The sequence below is a fragment of the Streptomyces sp. NPDC053426 genome, from assembly GCF_055585405.1.
Map to the genome: position 1 here is coordinate 61,411 of NZ_JBVJKE010000012.1, position 12,274 is coordinate 73,684.

12 protein-coding genes are annotated in these 12,274 nt (G+C 72.8%); 3 read left to right on the plus strand and 9 right to left on the minus strand.

Annotation, left to right across the window (positions count from 1 at the left end):
* Positions 1 to 71: 71 nt before the first annotated feature.
* Positions 72 to 1,052, minus strand: coding sequence for a phosphotransferase family protein (locus ACZ62B_RS24135; protein WP_468726779.1), 981 nt, complete (start codon positions 1,050 to 1,052; stop codon positions 72 to 74).
* 163 nt (positions 1,053 to 1,215) lie between these two features.
* Here ACZ62B_RS24135 and ACZ62B_RS24140 point away from each other — a divergent pair, with 163 nt between their 5' ends.
* Both ACZ62B_RS24140 and ACZ62B_RS24145 read left to right on the plus strand, forming a co-directional pair.
* Entirely contained in the window at positions 1,216 to 1,704 is a 489-nt protein-coding gene (locus ACZ62B_RS24140) for an FBP domain-containing protein (RefSeq protein WP_344557144.1), read from the plus strand.
* 80 nt (positions 1,705 to 1,784) lie between these two features.
* Positions 1,785 to 3,020, plus strand: a complete 1,236-nt coding sequence (locus ACZ62B_RS24145) for an FUSC family protein (RefSeq protein ID WP_344557143.1) — start codon at positions 1,785 to 1,787, stop codon at positions 3,018 to 3,020.
* Positions 3,021 to 3,059: 39 nt separating this feature from the next.
* Here ACZ62B_RS24145 and ACZ62B_RS24150 read toward each other — a convergent pair whose 3' ends face one another.
* Together ACZ62B_RS24150 and ACZ62B_RS24155 are read right to left on the minus strand one after the other, a co-directional pair.
* Positions 3,060 to 3,788 carry a DUF2470 domain-containing protein gene (locus ACZ62B_RS24150; RefSeq protein ID WP_468885453.1) on the minus strand — a complete coding sequence of 243 codons (729 nt, stop codon included), beginning with the start codon at positions 3,786 to 3,788 and terminating at the stop codon, positions 3,060 to 3,062.
* A gap of 88 nt (positions 3,789 to 3,876) precedes the next feature.
* The gene (locus ACZ62B_RS24155; protein ID WP_085576315.1) at positions 3,877 to 4,485 is read right to left on the minus strand and encodes a TetR/AcrR family transcriptional regulator; all 609 of its coding nucleotides are present in this window, start codon (positions 4,483 to 4,485) and stop codon (positions 3,877 to 3,879) included.
* A 118-nt stretch (positions 4,486 to 4,603) separates the two neighbouring features.
* Between ACZ62B_RS24155 and ACZ62B_RS24160 the strand changes: the two genes are divergently transcribed.
* Positions 4,604 to 6,061, plus strand: coding sequence for a cytochrome P450 (locus tag ACZ62B_RS24160; RefSeq protein WP_469692024.1), 1,458 nt, complete (start codon positions 4,604 to 4,606; stop codon positions 6,059 to 6,061).
* Between the two features lie 225 nt (positions 6,062 to 6,286).
* Here the strand turns inward: ACZ62B_RS24160 and ACZ62B_RS24165 are convergent, their stop codons facing one another.
* From ACZ62B_RS24165 to ACZ62B_RS24190, 6 genes are all read right to left on the minus strand, one after another.
* The gene (locus ACZ62B_RS24165) at positions 6,287 to 7,177 is read right to left on the minus strand and encodes a sigma-70 family RNA polymerase sigma factor (protein WP_469692175.1); all 891 of its coding nucleotides are present in this window, start codon (positions 7,175 to 7,177) and stop codon (positions 6,287 to 6,289) included.
* Positions 7,178 to 7,182: 5 nt separating this feature from the next.
* Complete coding sequence (locus tag ACZ62B_RS24170; RefSeq protein ID WP_469692026.1) at positions 7,183 to 7,926, minus strand: PIG-L deacetylase family protein; 744 nt, start codon at positions 7,924 to 7,926, stop codon at positions 7,183 to 7,185.
* A gap of 56 nt (positions 7,927 to 7,982) precedes the next feature.
* Positions 7,983 to 9,284, minus strand: coding sequence for an alpha/beta fold hydrolase (locus ACZ62B_RS24175; RefSeq protein ID WP_344557133.1), 1,302 nt, complete (start codon positions 9,282 to 9,284; stop codon positions 7,983 to 7,985).
* Between the two features lie 100 nt (positions 9,285 to 9,384).
* On the minus strand, positions 9,385 to 10,410 hold the full coding sequence (locus ACZ62B_RS24180; RefSeq protein WP_344557131.1) for a LacI family DNA-binding transcriptional regulator: 1,026 nt from the start codon (positions 10,408 to 10,410) through the stop codon (positions 9,385 to 9,387).
* Positions 10,411 to 10,489: 79 nt separating this feature from the next.
* Complete coding sequence (locus tag ACZ62B_RS24185; RefSeq protein ID WP_468728810.1) at positions 10,490 to 11,911, minus strand: BNR repeat-containing protein; 1,422 nt, start codon at positions 11,909 to 11,911, stop codon at positions 10,490 to 10,492.
* A 23-nt stretch (positions 11,912 to 11,934) separates the two neighbouring features.
* Positions 11,935 to 12,255, minus strand: a complete 321-nt coding sequence (locus ACZ62B_RS24190; RefSeq protein WP_344557127.1) for an L-rhamnose mutarotase — start codon at positions 12,253 to 12,255, stop codon at positions 11,935 to 11,937.
* Between the last annotated feature and the right edge of the window lie 19 nt (positions 12,256 to 12,274).

Genomic DNA, 12,274 nt, shown 5'->3' on the forward strand with positions numbered 1-12,274 from the left:
GCCCGACCTGCAACATACCGCCGGGAACCGGCTGGGCGCGACTTTCCAGCACCCTTATTTAATGATGTGAACTAACAGGAGTGGCGGATCTCCTCCAACGCGGCCTCCAGTTCCGGGGCGACGGCGGCCCCGAGCCATCGGTCGTGCTCGTCCCCGCTCGCCCGCGGAATGGTCTCGGTGAGCATGATCAGGTAGAGGTAGGCGCGGTAGAGGGCGAGGCGGACGCGGGCCGCCGCGTCGAAGACGGCCCGGCCCCCGGCCTCCCCGTATCCGGCGAGAAACGCCTCGTCCGTCCTGATGTCGCCGAGCAGCGCCAGGGAGACGAAGTCGGCGAGCGGGTCGCCCCAGAACATGCGCTCCCCGTCGATGAGCCCGCCGATCCGGGCCTCCCCCGCCGCCGGGCGCTCCACCAGGATGTTGCCCGGCCACAGGTCGAAGTGGACGAGGACCGGCACGGTGACCTCGTCGAGCGCCCCGGCGGCGGTACGGATCACGGCGGCCACCTCGTCGACGGGGCGCGGCAGCCGGGCGCCGTAGTCCCGGGCGTCGGCGAGGACGGCGTCGGTCATCACGGTGAACGCGGTCCGCCAGTCGGGGGCGAGCGGGCCGAGGGCACCGGACGGATAGCCGAACCCCGGTCCGGTCACCCGGTGCAGCCGGGCCACCTGACGGCCGAGCTCCGTGCGCAGCGCCGCCCGCTCCCCGTCGGCCGGCTCCGCCCGCGTCCAGGGCTCGCCCGGACAGGCGGTCATCAGCAGGTACGGTACGGAGGTGTCGCCGCCGACGGACACGGCGTGCGGTGCGGGTACGCCGGCCTCGGCGGCTCCGGCGCAGAAGTCCGCCTCGGAGACGAGCAGGCGCCGCTCGTGCCGGAGGCCGGGGACGGCGGGCGCGGGCGGGACCTTGAGCACATAGCGGCCGCCGTCGGCGAGGAGGAGTTCCTCGACGGTGTTGTAGGTGCCCCCGCTCAGCGGGCGCACCCCGGTGAGCGCGTCGGGCGGCAGCCCCGCCTCCGCGAGCACCCGGCGGGCCCGCTCCCAGGAGTCCCCCATCGTCCGCACCCCTCCCCTTCGGCGACTGCGGTACAGCGTACGGAACGCACGGGGCCACGGTCCCCGGTAAAAATCGCTGGCTCCCCCCGACGCCGGATATCTACCCTGATCCAGAAACCTAGACCCCCTAGGTTTCGAAAGAGCACGCCAGGAGACGACCCCCATGAGAGCACTCACCGAGCAGGACATCCGCGGTTCGTTCATCAACTGCTCGAAGGGTGAGGCCAAGCGGCTGGCCGTACCACGCGACCTGGGCGAACGTCCCTGGGACGATCTCGATTTCCTGGGCTGGCGCGATCCGGGCGCACCCGACCGCAGCTATCTCGTCACCGAGCGGGAGGACCGTCTCGTCGGGGTGGCCATGCGCTTCCAGCCGGCCCAGCGCGGCTTCCTGCACCGCAGCATGTGCTCCCTGTGCCTGACGACCCATCCGCGCGGCGGTGTCGCCCTGATGACCGCGCGCAAGGCGGGCCCGGCCGGCCGCGAGGGCAACTCGGTCGGCGCCTACATGTGCACCGACCTCGCCTGCTCCCTCTATCTGCGCGGCAGGAAGGTCCCGGAGACCGGTGCCCGCTTCGAGGAGAGCCTCACCCTGGAGGAGCAGATCGCCCGCACCAGGGGCAACCTGTTCGCCTTCCTCGACAAGCTGTAGGCCCGGCCCGCCTTCCCCCGGGGGACTGCCGTCACCGGTGAACACGTTCGTCGCGTCCGGGGAAGGGGAACCGTCCGAGGATGCAAGTGGTACGTGAGATGACCGCGCCGGCCGTCGAGTTCGTCAGGCGGCGCCGGGACCCGGTGACCGTGCAGATGGTGCGGTCGGCGGCCGCGGCGACCGTCGCCTACGTCATCGCCCTGCGGCTGAGTCCTGAAGCCGCCCCGCTCACCGCGCCCCTGACCGCGCTGCTCGTCGTCCAGGTCACCCTGTACTCCACCCTCACCACCGGGGTACGCCGGGTGAACTCCGTGGTGGCCGGGGTCGTGGTGGCCATCCTCTTCAGTCTGCTGGTGGGGCTGACCTGGTGGAGCCTGGGCCTGCTCATCCTGGCGTCGCTGCTCGTCGGCCATCTGGTGCGGGTGGACGAGTTCGTGCCCGAGGTGGCGATCAGCGCGATGCTGGTGCTCGGGGTGACCACGCACGGGGACACCGCCTGGGCCCGGATCGTGGAGACGCTGATCGGGGCGATCGTCGGGATGGGGTTCAACCTCCTGCTCGCCCCGCCCGTGTGGGTGGAGGAGGCCGGCGAGTCGATCGAGGAGCTGGCGCGCCGGGTGCGGCAGCTGATGCTGCGGATCGGCGAGGAGGCGGCGGGCCGCACGCCCCCGCACCGGGCGGCGGCCCGGCTGCACGAGGCCCGCCGCCTGGACCACGACATCACCGAGGTCGACGCGGACCTCCGGCAGGCGGAGGACAGCCTGCGGCTCAATCCCCGGGTGCGTGAGGGCCTGCTGCACCGGGTGGTGCTGCGCACCGGCCTCGACACGCTGGAGATCTGCACGGTGGTGCTGCGGGTGCTGGCTCGCACGCTGACCGACCTGGCCAAGGAGCGCGATCCCGAGCGGCTGTTCGATCCGGAGACGGGCGCCGCCTTCGAGGAGCTGCTGTCCGAGATCGCGGACGCCGTGGTCAGCTTCGCGGTGCTGGTGACCACGAGCGTGAGCGCGAACGCCGAGTCGGCGGAGGAACGGCTCGCCTCCGAACTGCGGCAGGCGGCCGCCACCCGCGACAAGCTGGCCCGGCTGCTCTTCGAACAGGCCCGGCGCGACGCCCGCCAGTGGCAGTTGCTGGGCGCCGTGCTGACCGAGGTCAACCGCATCCTCGACGAGATGGACACCGAGCACCGCACGCGCCGGCTGTTCGAGGAGCTGGACCGGCACTCGCAGGAGCAGCGCGAGCGGCTGCCGCGGCTCACCCGGATACGGGAGCGGCTGCGCCGCAAGCGCGGCGGCGCCTCCCACCGCTCCCGGTGACGCACCCGGCCGGAGGCGCACCCTCCGCGTCATCCGTCGTCATCCGTCGCCGTCCGTGCGCTGCCGCTGCAGCGCACGGGGGCAGGAGGCGGCGCTCGCCTGGGCGAGCAGCACGTGCATGCGCTCGGTGAGCTGCGAGACGTCGTCGGCGGGCGCGTGGAACGGCAGGCGTACGTCACCGTCCGCGCGGAGGCGTTCGATGCGCAGGGTCAGTCCGTGCCGGTCGACGGCGAGCGGCTGGACGCGGACCGCGCCGTGCAGGCTGCCGTGGTCGACCAGCCGGGTCAGCCGCTCGACGGCGTCGGCGTGGCAGTCGGCGAGGTGGGTCAGCAGCCGGGCCTCGGCGGTGGCGAGCCGGTCGGGCTCGGCGGCGGCGAACTCCTCGACGTCGACGACCAGGGCGCCGGACGGCTGCCGCAGCACCACGCGCGTGGGCTGGAAGACGAGGTGTCCGTCCCGCGCGGCGAACCAGCCGGCCAGCCACAGCCGGGCGCGGATCCGGTTGCGCACGGGGACGGGTGCCACGTCGGCGAACTCCAGCACGGCGGACGGCTCGCCGCGGGGCGCGCAGATCGCGGCGGCGAGCAGGGCGCTGTCCTCGGGCACGTGCAGCAGCACCCGTCCGTCGTCGGTCACGGCGTGCGCGCCGACGAGCTCCTCCCGGGTGCCCTCCGCGGTCACCGCGCAGGACCATGCGGCGGCGAGCACCGAGCGGGCCCGTTCCGCCGCGCCGGGCGCGGCCGTCCAGCCGTGTGTGTCGTCAGCCATCCCCGAACCTCCTCTTAGGTAAGCCTTGCCTAACCTACCGAAGATCGGGGTGTGCGCCAACCGGGTGGCGTGATCCTCACGGGACCTTTCAGGGCGCGAGGACGCCCAGCAGGGCGCGTGCGCACAGGTCGCGCACCTGCTCGCGGTCCGGTTCCGGGCCGCGCAGCCACTCCAGGCAGACCGCCGTGGTGAAGGCCAGCCAGCCGCGCACGGCGAGCCGGGTGTCCGGCCGCGCCTCGAAGACGGGGCCGAACTCGGGATCCGCGGCGAGCGCCGCCAGGATCTGCCGCTCCTGCGCGGCCAGCGCCCGCCGGTAGACCCGGCGCACCGCCCGGTCCCCCGCCGCGTCGGCACGGTGGAAGGCGCGGTAGCCGTGCGCGTGGGCCTCGACGTACTCCAGGTACGCGTCGAGACCCGCCGTGAGCTGCTCGCGCACCGGGACGCCGGGGACCGCCGCCGTCATCCGCAGCATCCGCTCGCTCTCCCGCTCCACCACCGCCGCGAAGAAGTCCCGCTTGGTCGGGAAGTAGTGGTAGAGCAATCCCCGCGAGACCCCGGCGATCTCGGCGACCTGCTCGATCCACACGTCGTCGTAGGGGCTCTCCGAGAACAGCCGCGCACCGACCGACAGAAGCTGCTCCCGGCGCTCCGCGGTGCTGAGCCGGCGGCGCGTGCGCCCGCCCTGGTTCACGGCCATCCCCGCACTTTACTTGACGCCCGTTCAGCGGCCGGACCAGACTGAACCCGCCTTATTGAACTCGCGTACAACACGTCGACATGTCACACTCGCGCGCCGGGTCGAAGGAGATCGCGTCATGGCGGAGACGACGACACGGGCCGTACTGCCGAAGGGGTTCCGCAGCGCGGAGCACGGCTGGCCGGAACTGCACCGCATCCCCCACCCGCCGTACCGCCTGCCGCTGCTCGGCGACGTCCTCGGGGCGAGCAGGCGCACTCCCGTGCAGGACTCGCTGAAGTACGCCCGCCGACTGGGGCCGGTCTTCCGGCGGAGCGCCTTCGGCAAGGAGTTCGTGTTCACCTGGGGGGCCGGGCTGGTGGCCGATCTGGCCGACGAGTCGCGGTTCGCCAAGCACGTCGGGCTGGGCGTCGCCAATCTGCGGCCGGTCGCGGGCGACGGGCTGTTCACCGCGTACAACCACGAGCCCAACTGGCAGCTCGCGCACGACGTGCTGGCCCCCGGGTTCAGCCGGGAGGCCATGGCCGGTTACCACCCGATGATGCTGGCCGTGGCGGAGCGGCTGACGGAGCACTGGGACCGCGCGGCGGCCGGGGGGCGGCCGGTGGACGTGCCCGGGGACATGACCAAGCTGACGCTGGAGACGATCGCGCGGACCGGGTTCGGGCACGACTTCGGGTCCTTCGAGCGGTCCCGTCCGCACCCGTTCGTCACGGCGATGGTCGGCACGCTCAGCCACGCCCAGCGGCTGAACAGCGTTCCCGCGCCGCTGAGCCCGCTGCTGCTGCGACGGGCGGGGCGACGGAACGCGGCCGACATCGCGTGTCTCAACCGCATCGTCGACGAGGTGGTCCGGGTTCGGCGGGCGGAGGGCGGCGGGGGCGGGGGCGGTGGGAACGGGGATCTGCTGGACCGGATGCTGGAGACCGCGCATCCAAAGACCGGGGAGCGGTTGTCGGCGGAGAACGTCCGCCGACAGGTGATCACGTTCCTGGTCGCCGGTCACGAGACCACCTCGGGCGCGCTCTCCTTCGCGCTGCACTACCTTTCCCGGCACCCCGATGTCGCGGAGCGTGCCCGTGCCGAGGTGGACCGCGTCTGGGGCGACGCGGTGGCGCCCGGGTACGAGCAGGTGGCCAAGCTGCGTTATGTGCGCAGGGTGCTGGACGAGTCGCTGCGGTTGTGGCCGACCGCGCCGGCCTTCGCCCGGGAGGCTACGCGGGACACGGTGCTGGGCGGGGAGCATCCGATGCGGCGGGGGGCGTGGACGCTGGTGCTGACGCTGATGCTGCACCGGGATCCCGAGGTGTGGGGGGTGGACGCGGAGCGGTTTGATCCGGAGCGGTTCGAGGCGGGGGCGGTGCGGGCCCGGCCCGCGCATGTGTTCAAGCCGTTCGGGACGGGGGCTCGGGCTTGTATCGGGCGGCAGTTCGCGCTGCACGAGGCGACTCTCGTGCTCGCCCTGCTCCTACGGCGTTACGAGCTGCGCCCCGACCCCGGGTATCGGTTGCGGGTGACCGAGCGGCTCACGTTGATGCCGGAGGGGCTGCGGCTGCATCCGGAGCGCCGGGGCTGAGCACGGGGTTTCGGTCTTTGGGCGCGTTGGGGCGGGGCGGGGGTGGGTCGCGCCGCCCGGCGCTTGCGGGGTGCCGTCGCGCCCACCCGTGCCGCCCTGGGGGTACCTCCCAGGCCCTTAAGGCACTGGGGGATGCACGACTGCCCGCGGAGGACGGCGGTGTGCGGCTGCCCGCGGGGACGGCGGCAGGTTCCCGCGGGAGCGGTGGGGTGTTCGGGGGAGTGGTCAGTTCTTCGGGGGCTCCAGGTGGGTGAGGCGGTCGGGGTCGGCCAGGATGTACATGCCGGTGATGTGGTTGTCGGTGATGGTGACGGACATGATCGATCGGATGCGGCCGTCGACCATGCTGAGCAGGCCCAGGGAGTCGTTGACCAGGGCCATTTGGCCGTCCGCGGTGTAGCGGGCGAACAGCATCGCCGACTCGGCGACCGTCTTCGCGCCCCGGAGGACCTTGGATCCGGCCACGCCCCGGACCAGCGCGCCCGCGTCCGCCCGCAGCACCACGTCCGGGTGGAGGACGGCGACCAGCGCCTCGAAGTCGCCGCCGCGCGCGGCGGCCATGAACGCTTCGAGGACCTGCTTCTGCCGGCCGAGGTCGGGGTCGGACGGAGGGGTCGTGTCCCGTACCCGGCGGCGGGCCCGGCTGGCGAGCTGCCGGGTCGCGGCCGTGCTGCGCTCCACCACCGGGGCGATGTCGTCGAACGGCACGGCGAACATGTCGTGCAGGACGAACGCCAGCCGCTCGTCGGGCTCCAGCGTCTCCAGGACCACCAGCATCGCCACGCCCACCGAGTCGGCGTGCAGCGCCTCCTGTTCCGGGTCCACCTGGGAGAGGGGTCTGATCACCGTGTCCGGGACGAACGTCTCGTCCATCGGCTGCTCGCGGCGCGCGGTGCGCGACCGCAGCAGGTCCAGGCAGATCCGGCCGGTCACGGTGGTCAGCCAGCCGCCGAGGTTGCCGATGTCGCCGGTGTCGGTGCGGCCCAGCCTCAGCCAGGCCTCCTGGACGGCGTCCTCCGCCTCGGTCAGCGAGCCGAGCATGCGGTAGGCGACCGCCTTGAGGTGCCCGCGGTGCTCCTCGAAGCGCTCCGCCAGCAGTTCCTTGTCCACGTCCATGGGGCTCACCGGGAGAACACCTCGAAGGCGACCGCGGGCCGGTTCCCGAACCGCTTCCCCGTCTCCTCGGCGAAACCGGTCAGCAGACCGCGGGCGTACGCCTCCGGGTCCTCGTCGGTCAACGCCTCGATGTAGGTGCGGTGTGCGAGCAGCGACGCGACCGCACGCTCCAGCCCGTCCGTCGCGTCCACCGCGTGCGTGGGACTGTCGGAACCGGCGACCGCCACCCAGCGGACGCCGTTCCAGGGTTCGAGGCCCCGCTCGATCAGCTCCGGGAAGATCCAGCGGTTGCCGGCGTCACCGGCCGCGTCGAGCACGGCCCGCCCGACGGCCACGTGGTCCGGGGTGTTCCAGTAGGTGCCGCCCCAGGTGTCCCGGTGGTTCAGGGTGATCACCAGCTCGGGCCGGTACTGGCGGATCGCGGCGGCGATGTCCCGGCGCAGCGCGGGGCCGTACTCGACGACCCCGTCCGCGTGGTCGAGGAAACCGACCTCCGAGACGCCGACCACGGCCGCGCTCGCCCGCTGCTCCCGCTCCCGGAGCGGGCCGCACTTCGCCGGCTCCAGGGTGTCGATGCCCGCCTCGCCGCGGGTCGCCAGGACGTAGGAGACCTCACGGCCGGCGTCGGTCCAGGACGCGATCGCCGCCGCGCAGCCGTACTCGAGGTCGTCCGGGTGGGCCACCACGGCCAGGGCGCGCTGCCAATCGTCGGGCATGGGTGGGAGTTGACTGATCGTCGGCTCGGTCATGCCCGCAGACTAACCCGCCGCACCGACATCCCACCGGCCCGCGCCCGGCCCCGGACTCACACCTCGTCGCGCGCCAGGGCGAGCAGCCGGTCCAGGACGCGGGGACCGCCGGCCCGGACGCCGTCGTGCTCGAACTCGTCGGTGACCCAGGTGCGCAGGCCGCGGATCGCGCGGGCCGTCCCGAGGGAGTGGGCGGTGTCGACGTACATGTCGTCGTGGTAGACGGCCGCCGCGACCGGGACCTCGTTGGCGGCGAGGCGCGCCGGGTCGTACAGGGGCGTCCAGTCGGTGCGCTCGGCGAGCAGTTCGGCGGTCTCGCGCAGCGGGCGCAGCGCGGGGTCGCAGTCGAACATCCACGGGTGGATGGTCTCGCCGGTGAACAGCAGCGGCTCGTCGCCGGCGAGCGTCTTGGCCGCGTCGAACCGCGGGAACTCGGCCCGCACGCGCTCGGCGGACCAGGCGGTGGGCCGGGCGTCCTGACCGTAGATCGCCTCGTGGACGAGCGCGTACAGCGGGTGTCCGGCGTACGACAGCAGGCCCTGCGCCTGCTCCTGGAAGGCGTCGGAGAGTTCGTGGCCGCCCGGGGTGCGGACGAAGGCGTCCTCCAGGAGGAAGTGCAGCTTGTGGCTGCCCTCGCTGCCGCCCAGCATGATGCCGAGCGACTGGAACGCCTCGACGGTGAACCGGTAGCCGTTCGGGAGGACGACCTCGTGGGTCAGGAGGTGGTCGGCGATGCGGCGGGCGCGTTCGACGTCCTGCGGGTAGCGGGCGTAGTGCGCGGCGACCTTGCGCTCGATGCGCGGGTAGGCGGCCCGGTAGACGTCGTCGGCGTGGGCGTCGAGGGAGGGCAGTCCGCCGGTGATCAGGGCGGTGTCCAGGCCCTCGGGGGCGGTGGAGAGGTAGGCGACGGTGCAGAAGCCGCCGAAGCTCTGGCCGAGGACGGTCCAGGGGGCGCCGCCGGTCACCTCGGGGCGGATGGCCTCGCAGTCCCGGACGATCGAGTCGGCGCGGAAGCGGGTGAGGTACGCGGCCTGCTCGGCGGGGCCGCCGCGCAGCGGGAGCGTCTGCCGGTTGGCGGGGGTGGAGTGGCCGGTGCCGCGCTGGTCGAGGAGCAGGACCCGGTAGTCCTCCAGGGCGCGGCCGAGCCATGCGGGCTTCCCGACGAAACGGTTCGCCCCGAAGCCGGGGCCGCCCTGGAGGTAGAGCAGCCAGGGCAGGTCCTGGCCGGCCTTGTCACGGGCGACGACCTCGCGCGCGTACAGCTCGATCGTCTCCCCCGAGGGGTCGTCGTGATCGAGGGGCACGGTGAACCGGCGGTCGGTGAGGACCACTCCGGGCTGGCGGTAGCTGACGGACAACGGGGCTCCAGGGACGAACGGATTGTCGGATCGTGACCCAGTTCAGCACATGTTCGTCCGGCCAACGAGTCCGGGATCATGGAATTTTGCTGAATGCCCGTCAGCGGGCCGCCAGGCTGGAGCGTCGGACCACCAGTTCCGGGCGGAGCACGACCCGGCGGTGCTCGTGCGGCTCGGCCGCGTTCTCGCCCTCGGTCTCCTCCAGCAGCAGCTCGGCCGCCAGGGCGCCCATGGTCACCGCGGGCTGCCGCACCGAGGTCAGCGGTACGGCGGCCGCGGCGGCGAACTCGATGTCGTCGTAGCCGACGATCGCGAGGTCGTCGGGGACGCCGACGCCGGCCGCGTACATCGCCTGGAGCACACCGAGGGCGAGCAGGTCGTTGGCGCAGAAGACGGCGGTGGGCCGGTCGGCGAGTCCGAGCAGGCGGGCGCCCGCGTCGCGGCCGGCGGCGACGTCGAGCCGCTCGGTGGGCAGTTCGCGCAGGCGGTCGGGGCCCAGTCCGGCCTCGGCGAGGGCGTTCAGGGCGCCGGTGCGGCGGTCCCGGACCTGGTTGAGTCCGGGCGGGCCGCAGACGTACGCGATGGAGCGGTGCCCGGCGTCGACGAGGTGCCGCACGGCCAGCGCGCCGCCCGCCACGTCGTCCACGGAGACCGAGCACTCGGTGGTGCCCTCGGCGACCCGGTCGACCAGTACGAAGGGGATGCCGTGCCGGCGGAACGCCTCGATGTTGCGGCCGGTGGCGTCGGCCGGGGTGAGCAGCACGCCCCGCACCCGCTGCTCGGCGAAGAGGGAGAGGTACTCGGCCTCCTCGCCCGGGTTCTGGGCGCTGTTGCAGACCATCACGCCGAGCCCGGCCTCGCGCGCGGCGCGTTCGGCGCCGCGCGCGACGTCGACGAAGAACGGGTTGCCCATGTCGAGGACGAGCAGGCCCATGATGCGGCTGCGGCCGGCGCGGAGCTGACGGGCGGACTCGCTGCGCACGTAGCCGAGCCGGTCTATGGCGGACAGCACCCGGGCCCGGGTCTCGGCGGCGACCGTGTCCGGGCGGTTGATCACGTTGGAGACCGTGCCGACGGATACTCCGGCGACGCGGGCGACGTCCTTGATACCCACCGACTGGGCCATCGGGCAGGGACCTCCAGGGAGAGGGGCGGCGCGGCGGGCCATCACACTACCGGCACCGGCCGCCCCGGAGCGGACACGGTCAGGTGGGCAGGCGGAAGTCGACGACGTGCAGGGGCGAGGGCGTCGTACCGGTGGACTTCTCCTGGTACATGACCGACAGCACCCCGTCCTGGGCGACGCGGGTCTCGTCGACGACCACCTCGCCGAAGGCGTTCAGGCCGGCGCCGTCGTACAGCGGCTTCCAGTCGGTGTGTCCCGAGGCCGCGGAGGCGGCGGCGATACGGCCGTAGGGGAACACGGCGTAGGCGTTGTCGTACCGGTCCAGGACCAGTTTGGTGCGCTGGCTGGAGTTCAGCGGGACGGGGATCTCGGTCTTCCGCCAGCCGGCGGCGGTGCGGCGGACGTGGAAGGCGCGGCCGTTCGCGGTGCGGTCGGCGACGTAGTCCGTGGTGCACTGGCCGAAGCGGCCGGGGACGTAGGAGATGATCGCGTGCGGCCGGCCGGCGGAGTCGGTGAACTGGCTCTCCTGGTTCATCAGGGAGTGGTCCGGGTTCAGCGGGTCGACGACCAGTCCGGCGTCGGTGACGGAGACCCGGTCCGAGCCTCCGGTCCTGCCGACGACGGTGCCCGCGTCGTTGCGCCAGGTGCGGCCGCGGTCGTCGGAGTAGACGTAGCCGGTGTCGTGGTTGGTGATGCCGCCGCCACCGCACATCACGGCGCCGTTCTGCTCGCGCCAGGTGAAGAAGGAGTGCAGGCGGCCGCCGCGGTCGTAGTCGATGCCGTGCAGGTACATGTTGCGGGCGGTGGAGGAGCCGTGCTCGCTGCTGTAGGTGCCGGCGGAGGCGGTCCACTCCCCCAGCGCGGTCCACCGGGTGCCGTCGTACTCGGCGAGGGCGTTGCGGCCGTTGCCGGAGACGCCGGCCCGGTAGCTGAGCTGGAGCCGGCCCTCGGGGGTGGCGACGAACTGCGGGTAGGTGAACCGCGAGGTGAGGGCGAGGCCGTCGAGCGTGGACTGCGGGGCGCCGAAGCGGCTCGCGGTCCAGCTCAGCCCGGTGGGATCGTCCAGGAGCCCGGCGACGGACTTCACGTAGGTGAAGCCGTCGCTGTGGGAGTCCATGTTGAGGTGCAGCCGGCCGTCGGTCTTCGAGACACCCATGGAGATGACGTTGTGGGAGTCGTCGTAGCGCAGGGTGTGGCCGACCCGCACGGTCTGCCAGGTGCTCGCGCCGAGGGCGCGGCGGGCGACGACGGCGTTGCGGTCGGCGGTGTACCAGGCCGCGTACTGATGGCCCTTGTGAGTGAGCAGGCCGTTCTTCTGGAACGCGTTGTTGTTGACCAGGCCGTCGTAGGACACGAAGTAGATGGCCCGGCTGTCGAGCGTGGTGCTGCCGGTGCGGGTGACCGACGGGCCGGGGGCGGCGGCCCGTGCGGTGCCGGAGGCCAGGGCGGGGGCCGCCGCGGTGCCGAGGAGTGCGCCGGCCAGAAGAGTGCGTCGTCTCATCGCGGGCTCCTTCGTCGGGTTCGTCAGGCGAGGTGGAAGACCTCGGTCAGCGGTTTCATCGCCTCGTCCGGCCGGGAGCCGTCGAGGGACTCGAAGAAGGGGGACATCTCGGCCTGCCAGCGGGCGTTGACCTCGGTGGCCTCCATGCCGGCCTTGGCGGCCTCGAAGTCCTCGGTCTCCAGGTAGCCGACGAGGAGGCCGTCGTCGCGCAGGAAGAGGGAGTAGTTGTGCCAACCGGTGGCCGAGAGCGCCTCGCGCATCTCGGGCCACACGGCGGCGTGGCGTTCGCGGTACTCGGCGATCCGGTCCTGTCGGACCTTGAGCAGGAAACAGACGCGTTGCATGAAGTACCGCTCCTTCAGG

Bases quoted from the DNA above. Each gene is read 5' to 3' on its own strand.
- ACZ62B_RS24135 (WP_468726779.1), bottom strand. From the start codon at position 1,052: ATGGGGGACTCCTGGGAGCGGGCCCGCCGGGTGCTCGCGGAGGCGGGG.
- ACZ62B_RS24140 (WP_344557144.1), top strand. From the start codon at position 1,216: ATGAGAGCACTCACCGAGCAGGACATCCGCGGTTCGTTCATCAACTGC.
- ACZ62B_RS24145 (WP_344557143.1), top strand. From the start codon at position 1,785: ATGCAAGTGGTACGTGAGATGACCGCGCCGGCCGTCGAGTTCGTCAGG.
- ACZ62B_RS24150 (WP_468885453.1), bottom strand. From the start codon at position 3,788: ATGGCTGACGACACACACGGCTGGACGGCCGCGCCCGGCGCGGCGGAA.
- ACZ62B_RS24155 (WP_085576315.1), bottom strand. From the start codon at position 4,485: ATGGCCGTGAACCAGGGCGGGCGCACGCGCCGCCGGCTCAGCACCGCG.
- ACZ62B_RS24160 (WP_469692024.1), top strand. From the start codon at position 4,604: ATGGCGGAGACGACGACACGGGCCGTACTGCCGAAGGGGTTCCGCAGC.
- ACZ62B_RS24165 (WP_469692175.1), bottom strand. From the start codon at position 7,177: ATGGACGTGGACAAGGAACTGCTGGCGGAGCGCTTCGAGGAGCACCGC.
- ACZ62B_RS24170 (WP_469692026.1), bottom strand. From the start codon at position 7,926: ATGACCGAGCCGACGATCAGTCAACTCCCACCCATGCCCGACGATTGG.
- ACZ62B_RS24180 (WP_344557131.1), bottom strand. From the start codon at position 10,410: ATGGCCCAGTCGGTGGGTATCAAGGACGTCGCCCGCGTCGCCGGAGTA.
- ACZ62B_RS24185 (WP_468728810.1), bottom strand. From the start codon at position 11,911: ATGAGACGACGCACTCTTCTGGCCGGCGCACTCCTCGGCACCGCGGCG.
- ACZ62B_RS24190 (WP_344557127.1), bottom strand. From the start codon at position 12,255: ATGCAACGCGTCTGTTTCCTGCTCAAGGTCCGACAGGACCGGATCGCC.